Source organism: Achromobacter pulmonis, from assembly GCF_902859765.1.
Lineage (GTDB): Bacteria > Pseudomonadota > Gammaproteobacteria > Burkholderiales > Burkholderiaceae_B > Achromobacter > Achromobacter pulmonis.
Window position 1 is genome coordinate 13,809 of the sequence record NZ_CADIJV010000037.1, and the last position, 17,170, is coordinate 30,978.

Annotated in this window: 14 protein-coding genes and 1 tRNA gene; 6 read left to right on the forward strand and 9 right to left on the reverse strand. The window is 59.0% G+C overall.

What is annotated here, in order from left to right:
* Window positions 1-229 precede the first annotated feature (229 nt).
* The 3 genes from HV701_RS23140 (at window position 230) to HV701_RS23150 (ending at window position 2,544) form a co-directional block, all read left to right on the forward strand.
* A tRNA-OTHER gene (locus HV701_RS23140) sits at window positions 230-326 on the forward strand.
* 5 nt (window positions 327-331) lie between these two features.
* On the forward strand, window positions 332-1,174 hold the full coding sequence (locus HV701_RS23145) for a hypothetical protein (protein ID WP_175135344.1): 843 nt from the start codon (window positions 332-334) through the stop codon (window positions 1,172-1,174).
* Window positions 1,175-1,470: 296 nt separating this feature from the next.
* Window positions 1,471-2,544, forward strand: a complete 1,074-nt coding sequence (locus tag HV701_RS23150; protein ID WP_175135345.1) for a DUF3800 domain-containing protein — start codon at window positions 1,471-1,473, stop codon at window positions 2,542-2,544.
* Between the two features lie 213 nt (window positions 2,545-2,757).
* Here the strand turns inward: HV701_RS23150 and HV701_RS23155 are convergent, their stop codons facing one another.
* The 3 genes from HV701_RS23155 to HV701_RS23165 all read right to left on the reverse strand — a co-directional run bounded on the left by HV701_RS23155 (window position 2,758) and on the right by HV701_RS23165 (window position 8,607).
* A complete protein-coding gene (locus HV701_RS23155) occupies window positions 2,758-4,701 on the reverse strand; it encodes a UvrD-helicase domain-containing protein (RefSeq protein ID WP_175135346.1) in 1,944 nt (647 codons plus the stop codon).
* Complete coding sequence (locus HV701_RS23160) at window positions 4,698-7,103, reverse strand: ATP-dependent endonuclease (protein ID WP_175135347.1); 2,406 nt, start codon at window positions 7,101-7,103, stop codon at window positions 4,698-4,700. Before HV701_RS23160 ends, HV701_RS23155 begins: the two co-directional genes overlap by 4 nt.
* A gap of 223 nt (window positions 7,104-7,326) precedes the next feature.
* Entirely contained in the window at window positions 7,327-8,607 is a 1,281-nt protein-coding gene (locus HV701_RS23165; RefSeq protein ID WP_175135348.1) for a hypothetical protein, read from the reverse strand.
* Between the two features lie 33 nt (window positions 8,608-8,640).
* Here HV701_RS23165 and HV701_RS23170 point away from each other — a divergent pair, with 33 nt between their 5' ends.
* Complete coding sequence (locus HV701_RS23170) at window positions 8,641-8,916, forward strand: hypothetical protein (RefSeq protein ID WP_175135349.1); 276 nt, start codon at window positions 8,641-8,643, stop codon at window positions 8,914-8,916.
* 59 nt (window positions 8,917-8,975) lie between these two features.
* Here HV701_RS23170 and HV701_RS23175 read toward each other — a convergent pair whose 3' ends face one another.
* The 4 genes from HV701_RS23175 to HV701_RS23190 all read right to left on the reverse strand — a co-directional run bounded on the left by HV701_RS23175 (window position 8,976) and on the right by HV701_RS23190 (window position 13,604).
* The gene (locus HV701_RS23175; protein WP_175135350.1) at window positions 8,976-9,527 is read right to left on the reverse strand and encodes a cytochrome b; all 552 of its coding nucleotides are present in this window, start codon (window positions 9,525-9,527) and stop codon (window positions 8,976-8,978) included.
* 25 nt (window positions 9,528-9,552) lie between these two features.
* Window positions 9,553-10,530: a cation diffusion facilitator family transporter gene (locus tag HV701_RS23180; RefSeq protein ID WP_175135351.1), complete on the reverse strand. Its 978-nt coding sequence runs from the start codon at window positions 10,528-10,530 to the stop codon at window positions 9,553-9,555.
* 89 nt (window positions 10,531-10,619) lie between these two features.
* On the reverse strand, window positions 10,620-13,163 hold the full coding sequence (locus HV701_RS23185) for a cation-translocating P-type ATPase (protein ID WP_175135352.1): 2,544 nt from the start codon (window positions 13,161-13,163) through the stop codon (window positions 10,620-10,622).
* Between the two features lie 12 nt (window positions 13,164-13,175).
* A complete protein-coding gene (locus HV701_RS23190; RefSeq protein ID WP_175135353.1) occupies window positions 13,176-13,604 on the reverse strand; it encodes a universal stress protein in 429 nt (142 codons plus the stop codon).
* Between the two features lie 434 nt (window positions 13,605-14,038).
* On the opposite strand from HV701_RS23190, the gene HV701_RS23195 reads away from it, so the two are divergent.
* On the forward strand, window positions 14,039-14,728 hold the full coding sequence (locus tag HV701_RS23195; protein WP_175135354.1) for a phosphoribosyltransferase: 690 nt from the start codon (window positions 14,039-14,041) through the stop codon (window positions 14,726-14,728).
* A complete protein-coding gene (locus HV701_RS23200; RefSeq protein WP_254595234.1) occupies window positions 14,695-16,113 on the forward strand; it encodes an erythromycin esterase family protein in 1,419 nt (472 codons plus the stop codon). Before HV701_RS23195 ends, HV701_RS23200 begins: the two co-directional genes overlap by 34 nt.
* A 33-nt stretch (window positions 16,114-16,146) precedes the next feature.
* Here HV701_RS23200 and HV701_RS23205 read toward each other — a convergent pair whose 3' ends face one another.
* Together HV701_RS23205 and HV701_RS23210 are read right to left on the reverse strand one after the other, a co-directional pair.
* Window positions 16,147-16,338 carry a hypothetical protein gene (locus HV701_RS23205; RefSeq protein ID WP_175135355.1) on the reverse strand — a complete coding sequence of 64 codons (192 nt, stop codon included), beginning with the start codon at window positions 16,336-16,338 and terminating at the stop codon, window positions 16,147-16,149.
* 258 nt (window positions 16,339-16,596) lie between these two features.
* Window positions 16,597-17,166, reverse strand: a complete 570-nt coding sequence (locus HV701_RS23210; protein WP_175135356.1) for a cysteine hydrolase family protein — start codon at window positions 17,164-17,166, stop codon at window positions 16,597-16,599.
* Window positions 17,167-17,170 lie beyond the last annotated feature (4 nt).

Here is a 17,170-nt window from a genome sequence, read left to right on the forward strand (position 1 = left end):
GCGGCCCTGACGGATGGACGGATAAAAATGACATCTGCTCGGCGCGCACACAGCCTGCTCCGCTCCCACCTAAGAATCCCGCCAGATGTCTAATTGCCATCTGAACCGGCTAAATGAGATCTGAGAAGAACCATCGGTGGCCGTTACGAACTGTACACGCGGTCGATCATGTATAATCCCAACGCGTTATAGGTAGTTCACAAACAGCAAGCAGAAGACCCTCAAATATGCACCAGCGGCCGATTGGGTACAGGCGCTCCACTTCAAAATGGTCGCACAGACCATCCTTAGATGGAGAGAAGCAGGTTCGACTCCTGCCTGGTGCACCGCGATGAAATACACTCTGGCTCGAAAGACGTTCAAGCGGCAGTTAGGACAAGCAAACCACTTTCTGGTCTCCGCACTGGTAGCCCTCGACTGTCTGGACAAGAATCCGCAACATCAAGCTATCGGCCTGCACGCCGCCTGGTCCCCAAAAAACGTATCTCACTCAATCCAGCGATCTAGGGTTTTTATCTTGCATTCCTTCCTTGGAACTGCAGTTGATGCCTTGGATGTGTATTTTTCCTTGCTTAATCGCAAGCCAGATTACCTTCAAGACCCTCTCTTTTCTGGAGAGCTTCAAGCTTGCGGAAGGTCAGTATATAAGAAAGCTAAGGCCTTCTCTGATTGGGTCCCTGCGCCTGACATTGAAGCGGCTCTAGTAGAAGTGCTGATAACGTGGCGCAACAATGTCATGCACGAGCTCGCCGATAACGTCATATCGGACCGTTCAAAGGACACTCTACAAAGGCACTCGGAACAAATTGCCAATCTGTATTGCGGTTTGAACCCCATCAATCTCGTCAATAAGGCCGAGTCTGGTGACGATCTCACATTTAAAGAAACTGCCTCACTGATTGCGGCCGTCCACAACTTCGTTCAAGCAACCGACCACCACATCCTCGGAAAGCTGGACAGGCCATCTTTATATCTGAGTCTCTTACGCGAATCACTAGAGCAGAATTCAACGAATCACGGCTTTCGCACGAGGCTTTTTGACACGAAAGCTGCTCGCTGGGGTAGTTTCGTCTCGAATTGGGCTGGCAATACGCTTTCTGCTTCTCCACTTGCCACACAAGATCTCGAGGCAATCAAAGATCTGATTCCCACACTGAAGAATGCGCTTGACTAAAGCCCATTCAAACCAACGCTGCTTTGCGGCCCAGTTTAATCTCCGGTCAGGCACCTCAACTCCACATTGAACTTCTGCTTCGTTTCGAAAACATCCTTCTGCCCAAGACGGGTTCCGAAACACTAGTTGAGGGAGCTCGTTTTTTTCTGATACATTTCAACATACATTCCACACCGGACGGCCGACCATTATGCTTTTGTGAGCTAAGGCCAAGAAGCGTTATTAGAAGAGACGAGTGTGCGGCGACATCTTGTCAGTTAGCTTGACCAGACTACCCGCGGTTAACTGAAGACGATATGGCGACCATTTATTGCGACGAGGCAGGAAATTCTGGCGAATGGCTTCTGGATCCAGAACAACCTCATTTCGTACTCGTTTCAAATGACTTTGGGGCAGCGGAAGCAGCTTCAATTCTTTCTCACGTGCAATCGAATCAAGGGGCCGAGCCAAAATTCAAAACGCTGAGAAAGTCGTCGGATGGAATTAATCGCCTCATCCGCTTCTTCTCTGACCCTCGCCTCGACAACAGTCGATTGGTCATTCACTGCTTCGACAAGAGATTTATGGTTGTAACGAAGATGATTGACCTTGTCCTTGAAACGCTGCAGCACGAAATGGGACAAGATCTCTATCGAGGTGGCGCCAATCTTGCGATGGCAAATATGATGCACTTCTGCCTTCCAGAATTTTGTGGAAAAGCAGTGACGGAAGAGCTTTTCAAGACGTTCGTCGATTTGATCAGATCGCGAACGGATGAAGCCGCACAGGCATATTTTCTTGCGGCTCGAGAAGCTGTAGAAGCTTCTGTCGACACCGATTTTAGAGGCTTTCTTGCGCCGTTCGCGGACCAAGAGTTATTTCATGCATGGTTTGACGGAATAGGCCCCAATGCACTTGAGCCGGCAATTCCGGCCTTGTTCAGTCAGATGGGGGTCTGGGGTGCTCGTAAGTCTGAGCGATTTCGCGTTATTCACGACAAATCAAAGCCAATTCTTGCGACCCAAGATCAGTTTGAGAAAATGATGGCCATGTCGGGGGAGCCGTCAATGCTCATAGGATACGACCGACGCAAGTTTCACTTTCCTCTTCGAGCGACGTCGCTTGAACAGGGCGATTCGAAGGAATATCCAGCAATTCAGGTTTCCGACCTATGTGCTGGAGCAGTCGCTCGATTCATGAAATATAAAGACGGTGATGTAGCCGACCCATTCACTAACGCCTTTGTCGAGCTTGTTGGACATCGCTGGGAGTTTGACGGGGTAATGCCTAGCGCCGCCGTGACGCCCAAGGACCTGAAAACAGATTCGGCAGATGTAGGAAGTCCGATCGACGTCATACTGGATCATCTAGAGCGCCGCAGCCGAAAATAGCGAGGCGGCGGCGCACCATTTCTCAGCCGGTGCACGATCGGGAACGCTCGGTTCTGCGTCCTGCTGAAATCCACGCTTGAATGCGGTCGATCTCTAGCTGACGGACGTCCTAGTCGCCACAATCTTCCCAGGTCGAAAGGCGTGGCGGCTTCAGCGAAGCAGACCGCAGTCTGTAATCGAGGCTAACGAGTATGCGAGCAATCATGCTTTTTCTCATTCGCGAGCCGGCAGCGATGTAGCCAGTGCCTCCTGCGTGAGAACTGCGCTCCGCGGCAGGATCCCGCTCGCCACGACGTCTTCTACGGTCGTCGCCGGGTCAGCAACAAAGAAGGTTAGTACAAGCCCCCGCCTGGCGCGAGTGCAGCAAACGTACAGCAGTCTCAGCGTTCGGCTCCAAGTGTTCTCATCGCCTTCCTGAGCTCGCGCACGATCTGCGGCTCGAGCAGCAGCGCTGGCGAAGACCCGCTCATAGTTGTACGTTCTGTAGTCGTTCTCCTCCTCGTCCATCACCACAACAACGCGATCGAACTGAGCGCCCTTCACGCCATGCTGCGTGGCATAGGGGGAGCCCTGCGAGACGTATCGCGCATATGGCCGGAGCTCTTGAGCGGCGCATTGGAAGAACTTGAGCATTGCCGCATCCGAGGATCGCCCTTCAGCAGGAGCGGGGGTAGCGACTTCGGCCTCTTGAGCGACTTCACCAACGTCTCCGGCGAACCCAAGCACTCGCTCATAGCGCTCGTCGAATTCGAACAGGCCCGAGTCGCGCAGATGGATGGCTATGTCACCGACAGTGGTACCGGGCTCGTCCAGCATGGCGACGAGTCTCATGACAGCTACGTGCAACTCACGTAGTACGTTCGCCGCGCGGCGACCGTTCAAATTGGCTGGCGCCAGGCGCGGGCTGAACTCCCGGAGCAGGTTCATCGTTCCAAACTCGTCACCGTCGTTCATCGCTGCAACGATCGGAAGCGCGAAACTAAGAAAGGGGCGAACCGGCCAACCGGTGCCGTCCTGCATTCCCTGCTTCATAGCATCCGACGTCTTGTCGTTCAGCGCTGAGTAGATGCCGCCGAAGCCAAGCCGATTCGCAGCCATGCGATGCACTATGACAAGAATCTTGACCGCAAGGTCCGGGGTAATCCAACCTTCGTCGCTGTCCGCTCCCGCGCTCCATGCTCGGACCCTTGCTAGCGCCTCAGTCCGGTTCAGCGTGTTCGGCAGGACAAACATCCGGGCCGAGCCCTCCACAAGCTTGAACTCTCCATCGACCCTCTCGTGCAACCCACGGACTTGCTCCATGCCGTCGCCCTGCGCGCGCACGGCGTTAGCGACGTCTAGAATTTGCTTGGCGCAGCGGAAGTTCTCCGGCTTCATGATGAATCGCCAATGGTCTTCGCGCGGGATGTCCCCCGCCCCTCTCATGAAGATCGACTGCATCGGATCGCCAAAGAAACCGAGACAGAACTTACCCCGCATCTGGGTTTCAACTTCCTTGAAGGACTTCACTACGCCCGGGAACGTATCCTGACTCTCGTCAATGAACACGAACGGGTAGTTCAGCGCCACGACCCGCCGGAACAGTGGGCGGTTTTGTAGCAAAAAGTCCGCGAGCTGGAGGATGTCCTCGTGGCCAAGAATTCCTTTTGCGTAGTCACTGCCGGCACCGTAATTGAACGCTCTGACGCCGTCCAGAGATTCCAGATGTCGGGCGTAGCGCTCCTGGTCAGCCTTGTTCCTATCTCGCGTACTTTGCCGAACGCGCTGGCCGTAGTTCTTGAACTCTTCTTCCAACTGAGAAACCCGCCTACGAATTTCGTCCTTCAGCCAGATCTTGATGTCAGCCTGAAATGTCTTGGTAATGCCCCAGTAAAAGCTATGGATCGTCGAAACATGAACCAGCGGATCAGAGCTGACGTCCGCCAGGATTTCATTGGCTGCTAGATCCGTATAGGTAATGCAGGCGACCTTCTGCTTCCTCGCCCGCATGCTGGCGCCGTGCGCCGACATCACCCAGTCCAGCGCCTTGATGAGGGAAGTGGTCTTGCCGGAACCTGCGCCTGCACGAACCACAAACGGCTGCGGGGGAGTTGCGGTAATGCATGCGTAGATCTCTCGGTCGGCATCTGTGTCCGGACTGTCGACTCGCCTACTCATGACGTCTGCTCCGCGCCTGCAATAACCGCGACAGAAGCAGCCGTAGCCGGCTCAATCGTCGCGAGCTCGTTAGCGATGGCCGCGTCCGAATCAACTTCGTGGGCCGCCTTCGCTTCAAGCCAGGCCAACCCTTCAGCGATGTACGCGGGAACCCTCCATCCACTGACGGGTCCACTTGCCAGGACCTCTAGAGCGAAGCGGGTCTTGTCGAAGTTCTTTCCCACCACCCTGTCATGCAACTTCTCAGCCAGTTCCTGGGGGGTACTGGGCGCGCGGTGCAGCTTAAGACCAATCGCCCGATTGGCCTCAGCTTGGCACCATTCTGCGTTCTCCAGACCAAAAGCCTCCTCAAGCGTGCGACCGCATAGTTGCGCTGTCGCCGAACCAACTGTCACGGGGACCTTTGTCTGATAGGCAACTCGGACCGCTGCGCTGGAACCTTCGGCCAACGACAACGTTTTCTGTTCCGGCGTCACTTCCCAGAGCTCTGCCACCGAACGCTTCTTTGGAATCCAACTGATGAGGGTTTGGTTGGACGTGACAGCCCCTTCCACGTGCGCATGGCAGGTGCTTCCGCGCTTCTTTGACTTCTTCTTACCACTAGGGTGTGTCGCGTCGTCTTCTTCCACCTCGAAGGGTTTCAGATCGTCGTCTTCGTCGGCATCTTCGACAGCAACCGCTGCGTGCGCAGCGGCCTTCTCGTCAACCGACTTGACCGTCACACTGTCAAGGTCCGTAATGACTAGTGTAGTGAGCCCGATAAAGGTAATGAGATCTTGAAAACGATGGGCGAACGCTCCACCAACTTCAAGAATGGTCAGAGCAGAGGAACGAAGGCGCTTAGCTGCCGATTCGATCATCGCTGGCAGGAGCAGGCGCTCGACGTTGCCCTCCACCAAAATGACCGCGTCGGAGAAGAAGAGGTCACAATGCGTCAACTTCAAATATCGCTGAAGGAACTCGCGCGCGGACGCCTCAGCCTCGCCCGTCTTGAAGCGGGACAGATTCCGCACGTCCGTTTGATGGTCTAGTTGGTCGCTGACGCGACGGAAGTACCGGATGGGAGAAAACCCGCGCTCATAGAGAATGTGTGGGGAATGCGTGGTGATAACGAGTTGCGTGTGAAAAAACGTCGCGTAGTCGTTGGTATCCTCAAGCAGACGCAAAACGTTCCTAATGAACACTTGCTGGATCTGCGCGTGCAGATGAGCCTCAGGCTCTTCAATGAAGATCAAGTGAAGCGGCGCCCGCTTGTCTTCCTCAGCTTTCCACTGCTCGTGTAAGTCAAGCAGTTCAACCACCATGTAGACCAGATTCTTGAATCCCAGGCCGTTGTAGCTGTCGGGCAGTTGAGCGGCGGCTGCGCCCGGAATCACGTAGTGGACCTTGGCGTCTTGTCCCAGGACGGTGGTCGGGTCCAAGGCCGCCCGAATGACAATTTCGGGATTGTTCACGCCTGGATAGCCCAGCTTGCCCAGGCGCTTTAGGGTGTCACTGAAGACTTCCTCCAGGTGGAAGTTCAGTTCTTTCTCTGAGGTATCGAGCGCTTTGAGAGCCGCATGGTCGTCGCCACGCTTCTCCAAGTTGCGATGGTAAAAGCGGCTGAGGCGCCGAGAAAGGCTCTCGGCGCGATCAGAGCTAGCAGCGTCCGGGTCATCAAGGTGCCGCTGCGCGCGCAAGAAGTCCACCCTCACCAGCGACTTGAGAATGTTCGCGCCACCCGGCTCCTTGCCTAGCGGCTGCGGCTCGTAGCCTGCCGTCGCCCGATAGTCGACAAAGGCCCTCTCATCAAGCACATAGTAGCGGAAGGTATATTCCTTGCTCAGCTCCTTGGTTAGGTACTTCGTCAAGCTTTCTGGCCAGGGCCTGTACTCGCTAGCGTCGGCTTTCACCTCAACATTATTTCCCCCATCCACCTCGGCAGCAGTCTCATTGGCTGCTTTGCGCTGTGCCGCCAACGCGTTCGCCACGTCGTTGGCTTTCTTATGCAGATCATGGAACCGCTGGACGAGTTCGGAGGCATCGCGAGGCTCAAACGACACGCGAATCCCGACGCACTTTCCCTCCCACTCAGTGCTCGGGAGCAGCGATATTGCGGTCGCAAGGTCATCTTCACCGACACGGAACCAAAGATCTAAGAGGATGGATGGCAATCTCTTGGCCGCTTCCTCATCTGCCGGAGCCGATCTTCCCACGGCGTCGATTTCGGCCCACAGCGCTGCATTGAAGTCAAAGAGTTCGAACTTCCTTGCATCGCCCCGGAGCATGGAATATAGCCCTTGGACTGCAGACGTCTTCCCGCTGTTGTTGGCGCCAACAAAGATAGATATCTCATTATCGAGCTCGATGACGACGTCGCGGAGTCGGCGGTAGTTCTGCAGTCGATAAGCCTGCAACTTCATAATGCCCCCTCAAAAGGTTGTCGGGAGGCTTGGTGTTGAACACGCCGGTCGGGTCAAGTCCGTTAGCGTTAGCTCCCCCACTCAATGACATTTTGCTACAAAATTCGACATCATGCTTTTTATGGACTGGATGCGACGCTGAACCAACAGGCTGGCCCGCTTACCTCAGAGGGGTCGAGGCACATTTCAAACTACTGGCGGTCTGGGCAGACCCGGTTCAAATTCAACCATTTTTCTTTTTTATCAACTGCATCAGTCGCTCGCGATCAGCTTCAAGTATGCATCGGACCGATGCTGAAGTTCGTTGTCTTTTCCTGTCGAAAATCGCTTCCAGCTGGAACAAATCTGACAAGCTGTCCATGCGTTTCGGGGCGAGACGGTTGCCCAACCATTCAGCGACATCATTGTCGAAAAAGGGAAGGTTCATCTTCGAGGGCCGATGCACGGCGATCGCCCTCAACTTCGTAGTATTGATAATGTCAGAAACGTCGCCGTCGAAGCTCAACACCTCAGCCAGATAGAAATCCACATGGGGAGCCTGTTCAGGAGTGACCGCGGTCAAGGCGTCTAGAACACGAGGAATATACATGTCCCATGCGCAATTTCTAATCAACGCCAAAGGATCGGCCTGATTCTGGATGGAGTTTAGTTTTTTCGCGATTCTTGAGCGATCGCTGCGAAACAGAATATCACCACAGACGATCAATTCTCGCAGCGCAATCGTATGCAGCTCTTCGTGCATGTAAGTAGCCAACTGCCAAAGTTTATGTTCCTTGGACTTCTTAGAACTAATCTCTATGATTTGCGTTCGAATCAAAATCGCTTCCATCAGATCGAGCTGATCCTGCATTCCCACGAAGCGTCCCGCCCTCTTCTCCTGCTCGAACTCCGCAATCAGACCAGCGGCAAAATTCTCTGCACTTTCACGGAACTCTGCTCGGAAGCGACGCCCCCATTCGGCACTCAGTTTGCTACCGGAAGACGACAATGCATGAATCGCCGCTACCGACTCTTTGCATTTGGCAATCGTCTCGTCAGTCCAAGACCGCAGTGACTCCCACAGATACAGGAAAGGATTGAGGTGCTGCAGCCTTGTTCCAATTTGGTTGATCAAATTAGCCCGGCTCAATGTTTTAGGCGATGGGTCCTCCTGGTAGGCTATCGCGCGAATATAGGAAGCCGCATTGGAGTCCACGAACATGGCGGAGCCCCCACTAAAATGAATAGGCCCAAATTGCAAGACAAATGGTGCGTCCATGAGCCACAGTGAATTTCCGCGAAACACAGACGTCGCAATGCCAGCAGCTCCTAGTTCCAGATCCAGCAATTTGATGGATCCGACGTCACTCTTTTCCGCAAAGATTATCTGCCATTCGCCCAAGGCGGTTGCATGTCTCTCGAACCTGCGATGGGCTTCCAATGCGTTGGAAGCCGAACAGATATCTCTGACTAATAATTGATCAGCAAGTGATGGAAGTGATTTGTGCTGGGTAGATGCGGACATTGGAGAGACGGAGGGACATTGAGTCCATCCATTATGAGTTTTCTCGTCAGAGCGTCAAGCAAACTGAGCACGCATACGGATAATTTGAGAATCTTGTGCAACGCCAGCGTCCGGCGTCGGAAATACGCTGCGCCGGCGCAGGTGGTTCTCGATCATTCACAGATGCATGCCGCCCATCGACTTGAAGAGATGTTCTGGCCCATCTCGAACGGAATGCCGGCCTTCATGCACAGCGCATACCGGTTTGTAGCCGTCGATCAACAGATCGCCCCCCAACAACACCAGGGCATCGCAGCAGGTTTGAATTGAATAGAGCTTGCTTTGATACCTAGGAGCGCACCTGCCTCACGCTCCCGCCCGCAGAAACCTCACCGCCGCCCCGGCAACATCCGCACCAACGTGTTATCCCGAAACACATAATGATGCAACAACGCCGCAGCAGCATGCAGCCCCACCAGGAAATACCCCACCGTGGCCAAGGTCTCATGCAGCTCCTTGACCTGATCCGCCAAGGCCTTGTCCGGCCCCACCAGCGCCGGAACCTCCAACCCAAACAACGGAATCACCTTCCCCCCCGCGCTGAGCGTCAGCCACCCCAGAATCGGCGTGACGATCATGAACGCATACAGCGCGTAATGCATCAGCCGTGAAAACACATCCTGCCACCTCGGCATCGGCGGACGCACGCCAGGCGCCGCACCCGAAGCCACCCGGATAACCCCCCGCAAAACCACCATCCCGATCACGCACAGCCCGAGCGAGAAATGCAGGGCCTTGATGTTGTCGTACAGATCGGTGCCTTTGGTGGCCAGCCCGCGCAATTCCATACAGGCGTAGACCAATGCCAGGACCACGAGCATGAGCCAGTGCATGGCGATCACCAGGCCTGCGTACTGGGTGTCGGAGTTCTTGATTTTCATGTTTCTTCCTTGTCATCAAAACGCGCTACGGACTGCCTGGTTCAATCTTCGCCCTGCCCTCGGCGCCCTGCGTGGGCGCGTCGGGAGGTTTCCAGGGATCAACATGGGTCATCACGTTCAAGACACGATGCCGCTGCATGACGCGCTGGCGCGCTTGCACGGCGATCTTGTGGCCTTCGTCGACAGTCAGCCCGGCGTCGATTTCCAGGTGAGCGTCGACCACGATCATATCGCCCATTTTTCGGGTGCGAAGGTCGTGCACGCCTTGAATACCCGGGGTGTCCATCAGGGTGCGCTGGATCGCGGCGGCTTCGCCTTCGTCGATGGCGCGGTCCAGCAGGTCGTGCAAGGCGTCCCAACCAAAGCTCCAGCCCATGCGGGCCACCATGAAGCCCACGATGGCCGCGGCGATGGGGTCCAGTATCGGGTAGCCCAGCAGGTTGCCGATGATGCCCAGGCCCACCACCAGCGACGAGGCCGCGTCGGAGCGCGCGTGCCAGGCGTTGGCCACCAGCATGCTGGACTTCACGCGCTTGGCCACGGCCAGCATGTAGCGGAACAAGGCCTCTTTGATGACCAGGGCGCCACAGGCCACCCAGAGCGCGACCAGATGCACCTGCGGGATCGCGTCGGGCTGCTCCAGCTTGGTCACGGCGGACCACAGCATGCCGCCGCCGACCAGCAGCAATAGCACGCCCAGCGCCAGGGACGCCGCGGTCTCGTAGCGATAGTGGCCGTAGGGGTGGTCCGCGTCGGCTGCTTTCTGGCCATGCCGGTTGGCCAGCAGCACGATGAAGTCGGCGACCAGATCGGAAGAAGAATGAATACCGTCCGCGATCAGGCCCTGGGACTTGGAGAAAATGCCGATGATGATCTGGGCGCTGGCGAGCACTACGTTCACGCCCACGCTGACCCAGGTGCTGCGGGCGGCGGCGGCGGCGCGTTCGGCCGGGCTGTGTTCATCGTCCTCCGGATCTTCCAGCGGAGGCGGAAAGGCGGTCATGGTTCGTGCTCCTGTTCTTGCAATCTAGCCTTGCGGCGTTCGGGCTGGAGCATAAGCACCGAAACCTGAACGAATGATGAACGTGGGCGTCAATTTCGCGGCGGCGCCGGACGGGAGGCACCGCAACGGATTTGCCTTGACTTGCGCCCTAGCGCCCATTTCACTGCCTCGAGCCACAGCAAGCCCAGCACGGTCAGCCCTGCCGCCGACAGGAGTATCCACGGCGTAGGCTGCTCGAACGCGAACAGGCGGCTCACCGGAGAGATGCCGAGCACGCAGGCCAGGAGCAGCACGGTGACCGCGCTGATCCAGGCGGCGTAGCGGTTACCGGCATCTCCGGTGCGCCAAGAGGGGCGCGTCAGGTTGCGATTGGCGTAGATGAGTCCCAGGTTGGCAAGCACCAGTACCGTGAACACCATGGCGCGGGCCATGTCTTCAGAATTTGCCGCCACTCGCGCGCCGGCATACAGGGCCAACAGTAGAACCAGCAGGCCGCACCCCTGCCACAAGCCACGGGTCAGTATGGCGCGGTCGAACAGGCGGGCGTCCGCGCGGCGCGGCGGCTCGGACATGGCATTCGCTTCCAGCGGCTCGGCCTCAAAAACAATCGCGCAGGCGGGATCGATGATGAGCTGCAGAAAGAGGATGTGCACCGGCATCAGCAGCATGGGCCAGCCCAGCAATACCGGCACCAGCGACAGGCCCACGATGGGCACGTGCACGGCCACCCCGAACACAATGGCCTTGCGCAGATTGGCGAACACGCGACGGCCATGGCGCACCGCGGTGACGATGGAGGCAAAGTCGTCGTTCATCAGCACCAGATCGGCCGCCTCGCGCGCCACCTCGGTGCCGCGCGCGCCCATGGCGATGCCGATGTGAGCCGCCTTGAGGGCGGGCGCGTCGTTCACGCCATCGCCGGTCATGGCGACGATGTCTCCGCGCGCGCGAAAGGCTTGCACCAGGCGCAGCTTCTGCGCGGGCTGCAGGCGGCAGAACACCTGGGTGGCGGACAAGCGCTCCCGCAGGGCGGCGTCGCCAAGGCTCGCCAGTTCTTGGCCGGTCATCGGCGGGGCGTTGGTGTCCAGGCCAGCCTGACGGGCGATGGCGACGGCAGTGGCCGGATGGTCTCCGGTCATCATCACCACCCGGATACCGGCTGCCTGGCAGGAGGCGATGGCGCTTGGCACATCGGGGCGCAGCGGATCTTCCAGCCCCACCAGGCCGAGAAAGACGAAGTCGAAATCGTGTTGGCTGGCCGGTAGCGGCGGGGTGGCGAACACGGCGCGGGCCACCCCCAGCACGCGTATTCCATCGGCGGCCATGGCCGCCACCTGCCGGGCGATGCGCGCGCGATCGGCGGCGGGAAGATGGCATAGGTCGACGACGGCTTCGGGCGCGCCTTTGGCGGCGATCACATAGGCCCGCTGGTCGGGCGACTGCCAGACGCGCGACATGGCGAGCATGGCGGGCGACAAGGGGTAGTCCTCGACCAGGCTCCAGTCGACGTGCAGATGCTCGGTGCGGGCCAGTAGCCGCGCGCCGGCGCCGACAATGGCGACCTCCATCGGGTCGCTGGCGTGGCGGTGGGTGGCCAGGACGGCGTATTCCAACACGCCGTGCAGCGCCTCGGGCAGCGGCGCCGCGCCGTCTCGCAGGCTGTCGTAGAGCGCGCTGCCCGACTGGAGCCGCCGAACGGCCATGCGATTGGTCGTGAGGGTTCCGGTCTTGTCAACGCACAGTACGGTGGCGGCGCCCAGCAACTCCACGGCGGGGATGCTGCGGGCCAACACCTTCTGGCGCGACAAGCGCCATGCGCCCAGGCTGAGAAACAAGGTCAGAATGACCAACAACTCTTCCGGAAGGATGGCCATGGCCAGCGTCAATCCCGCCAGCATTCCGCCGAGCCAATCGCCACGCAATAGACCGTGCGCCAATGCCAGCGCCACCGCCAGCGCGAGTCCCAACGCGGTTACGTTTCTGACGACACGCCGGGTTTCGCGCTGGATGGGGGTGATATCAATGGCGATGCCCTGTAGCGACTGGCTGATACGGCCCAGCGCGCTATGCATGCCCGTGGCCACGACGCGGCCCTGCCCGCCGCCCTGCGTGACAAGGGTGCCGGCGTATGCCAGGACGGCCGCGTCAGCGCCCGCCTGTTTGCGCACCGGCACCGATTCGCCGGTAAGCAGCGATTCGTCCAGAGCCAGATTGGCGGTGCTGATGAGTTCCAGGTCGGCGGGCACGCGGTCACCCTCGGCCAGCAGCACAACGTCGCCGCGCACAAGCTCGCGAGCGGGGATTCTCTGGTTCTGGCCGCCCCGCCTGACGAGCGCCTGCGGGCTGGATAGATCGCGCAGCGTCTCCAGCGAGCGCTCGGTGCGACGTTGTTGCGCGAAGGTAATGCTCATCACGACAAACACAAACCCCAGCAGCATCAACGCCTCTTGCCGGTCGCCCAGCGCCAGATAGAGCGCGCCGCAGGCCACCAACAGCAAAAACATGGGTTCCGCCACCACATCGCGCGCCAGCCGCAATACGCTCCGCCGCCGCGAAGTCGGGAGCGCGTTCGGGCCGTCAAGCGTCAGGCGCTGCCGCGCCTGCGCCGGGCTCAGGCCATCGATGTCGTCCATGTCCAGGGCGGTTCACTTCACCAGGAGGACTGGCTGGCGGGCCGCTGCCAGCACGCGTTGCGCGACCGAGCCGATCAGCAGGTCGGCGATGGCCCCGCGGCCTTTGGAGCCCAGCACCACCAGATCGAATTTTCCCTTGCCCGCACAGTCGAGAATTTCCTTGGCCACATGGCCGGTCCGCTCGACCATGTCATGCCTGATGCCGGCCGCTTCAAGTAACTTGCGGGCGGGCTTGAGTTCCTTTTCACAGACCTCGCGCAGATAATCGACCACTGCCGCCTTGCCGACAAAGGACTTTGCGTGGTTCAGGCCAGTATCGTCGTGCACGCAGATCAACGTAATGCTGTGCGGGCCCGATTGCAGGCCGGCCACCAGTTTTGCCGCGTACTTGACCGCATGCAAGGAGAATTTCGAGCCATCGACGGCAACGAGGATTTTCATCAGGGCCTCTTTGGGGGAGTGTGGGATTCTTCCAGCTTGGCGCATCCGCGGCGGGGATTATTGATGCGGGTCAAGCACATAGGGCATCGCCATGCTTCGCGTGGCATCGACGCGGGGATCGAATTCCAAGGCCACCAGGACATGGCGGCGACGTTCCCCGTCTTTCATGATGGGGTTCCAATCGCTGAAGCATGAAATCCACGTCGCCCCATCGCATGACGGTCGCTGTCCGTTGCGGCAAGGCACGTCGATTGTGTGCCTGCGCTTCGTTCGAGGATTGACTTTGGTCAATCCGGACCTGACCCAAGGTTTTACGCTGAGGGAACTTGGCGGGCCAGATCCAGGCCGGGACCGGCGATGCGCGCCCGTCTCGTACGCAGCGGTCAGCGATGGCGCGCCTGGCGTCTTCAGGAAGCAACGATGGAGGTTCATGGATGGACACTCCTTTCAAGAATCGAAAAGAGGCTGGCGTGCTGCTGGCCAGGCGGCTGATGGGATATGCGGGGCGCACCGACGTCATCGTGCTGGCGCTGCCCCGTGGGGGAGTGCCGGTGGGTTTCCAGATTGCCGCCGCGCTGAATGTTCCGCTGGACGTTGTGCTGGTGCGCAAGCTCGGGATGCCGGGGCATGCCGAATGCGCCATCGGCGCGATCAGCAACGATCAGTCTGAACTGCAGACCGAGGTCGTCGCGGCGTACGGGATTCCCACGAAAGAGATCGAGGCAATCGCGTCGCGCGAGCGAAGGGAGCTGATGCGCCGTGACGCGTTGTACCGGGCGGGGCGGCCACCGCTGCGTCTGTGCGGAAAAACGGTGATTCTCGTGGATGACGGCCTGGCGACCGGTTCGACGATGCGTGTGGCGGTGCGGACCGTGCGGATGGCCAAGCCCGCAAAGATTGTGGTCGCCGTTCCGGTTTCCGCCGCGCAGCCGCACGAGGAACTGGCGCTTGAGGCTGACGAAATGATCTGCTTGAGGACGCCCGCGCCTTTTTACGGCGTGGGGCAGTGGTACCTGGACTTTGAGCAGACCACGGACGACGAGGTAATCAGTCTCTTGCAAGAAGCCGCGCGCACCCATCCGCTGTCCGCATGGATAGCATCGCCCGCGCCGAGTCACGGTTGATGGTTCTTGGCCCAAGGCAGCTTATGGAAATGACCACTGATGCGCATCTGCCCTCGCCTGCCCGGGCGATTGCCGCGTCCGCGCTTGCGCTGACGGGAAGCTCGCGCGACTACGACTCCGTTCTGGAGAAGATCGGCGACGCGCGCTTTGTGCTGATCGGCGAAGCCAGTCACGGAACGCACGAGTTCTATGAAGAACGCGCGCGGCTGACGCAACGGCTGATCGCGGAAAAGCGCTTCTCTGCCGTAGCGGTCGAGGCCGATTGGCCGGATGCGTATCGGGTCAATCGATACGTTCGCGGTCAGGGAGAAGACACCACCGGCGATCAGGCCTTGGCGAGTTTCAAGCGCTTTCCGACCTGGATGTGGCGCAATACCCCGGTGGTTCGTTTCATCGAGTGGCTGCGTGACTACAACGACTCGGTGTCACCCCTGACCGAGCAGGTTGGATTCTATGGCCTGGACCTGTACAGCCTGTTTACGTCGATCGCGGAAGTGCTGCGGTATCTCGATCATGTCGACCCCGAATCGGCCCGCCATGCGCGTGAGCGCTACGCTTGCTTTGATCATTTCGATCGCAACAGCGAACGCTATGGATATTTGACGGGCCATGGTTTGTCGGCCTCATGCCAGGGCGCCGTCATCGCGCAGATGCGTGAACTGAACACGCGTGCCGCGCAATATCTGAAAAGCGATGGATACGAGTCAAGCGATGCGCTGTTCTGTGCGCAGCAAAATGCGCGCTTGATCACGAATGCCGAAGCGTACTACCGCACCATGTTCGATCGGCGCGTGTCTTCCTGGAACCTGCGGGACCGCCATATGGCACAGACCCTGGATGCCCTCGCCCGCCATCTGCCACGGACGGGGGACGGCGGGCCGGCCAAGATTGTCGTCTGGGAACACAATTCGCATGTGGGCGATGCGCGCGCGACGGACGTCGGACAGGCGGGAGAGTGGACGGTAGGCCAATTGGCGCGCGAGCGTTACGGCGCCGAGACTTTCCTGGTGGGACTGACCACCTATCAGGGAAGCGTTACCGCCGCGGACGACTGGGATTCGCCGGCAGAGCGCAAGCGGGTGCTGCCGGCCCTGCCTGGCAGCTACGAGGCAGCGTTGCATGAGACGGGCATCGACCGATTCGTCGTGTCGTTCAAGGGCGACCGGGGCCTGACGCACGCGCTGTCCCGGCGTCGGCTGGAACGTGCCATCGGCGTCATCTATCGGCCGCAGACAGAACGGCAAAGCCATTATTTCCATGCTTGCCTACCGCAACAATTCGACTGCGTCCTCCATTTCGACCAGACCCGCGCCGTCGAGCCGCTGGAGTGGGGGGACACTTGGACGCTGGGAGAGGCGCCAGAGACTTTCCCGCGCGGGCTGTAGCGCCGTGAACGCAAAGCCAATGGGGTCCGGGCCCTAGGTCGCGCTCATCTCCTTCTCTTTCTCTTTCTCCTTCTTCATCTTTTCCTTGTCTTTTTTGGCGCCGTCATGATGCGACTTGATCGCCAGAAACATGCCCGTGCCCAACACGAGGATCTTGAACGTACCGAAGATTACAGGGACCCAAAAATTCATCATTTCCTCAAAACGCTGCTGCGGCAGCTGCATTTACTGCGCGCGGGCCAGGCAAAGCCAAACGGGCGGTGGCCGTGAGACCACCGCATCAGCCTGGTTCAGGGCGGTGAGCGCCCTGCTCCCTACAGGTGTGGAATTCTAACGCCCAATCCATACAAACTCTTGAATGATTCTATATGTATGGCTTTTTTGGCTTACAAAAGTAGATAAACTCCATACATAGAGCTCGCGCGGCGAAGGGCCACGGCTCAAACCAGGCATGGCGCGCCGTCCAGCGGCATCCCGCTGCCTTCAGCCCAGGGCGTTCAACAGCGCATCCGCGGTAACGACGGTGCAATATTCGCCGTCCAGGTTGGCGAGCGACATGGCGTGGATATCCTCGGCGCTTCGCGGTGTCCCATGCCAGTCGGTCCGAGCGAACGTGAAACAACCGTCAGCCACCAGCCAGGCCTGCAAGCCAAGGTTGCCGGCCATGCGGACCGTTGCCTCGACTGAGTTGTTCGTGATGACTCCCGCCACGACCAAGGCGTCGTGGCCATGGTCGCGAAGCGTCTTTTCCAGGTCGGTGCCGATAAACGCGCTGTTCGTCTGCTTGGGAATGATCGATTCCCCCGCGATGGGCGCTGTTTCCGGCTTGAATGCATGTCCTGGCTGGCCCGGCCGATAGTGGGACGTGGCATCGGTAGAGTCATGCCGGACGTGCCAGACCGGCCAGCCCTGGGCGCGCCAATGGGCCAGGAGCCGAGCCACTTGGCGTTCGGCGCCGGGATTGTTCCGCTCGCCCCAACTGGGATGGTCGATCGCGCACTGCAGGTCAATCAGCAGAAGGACGGCACCGCGTGGGGGAAGTGGAGAGCGCATGGAG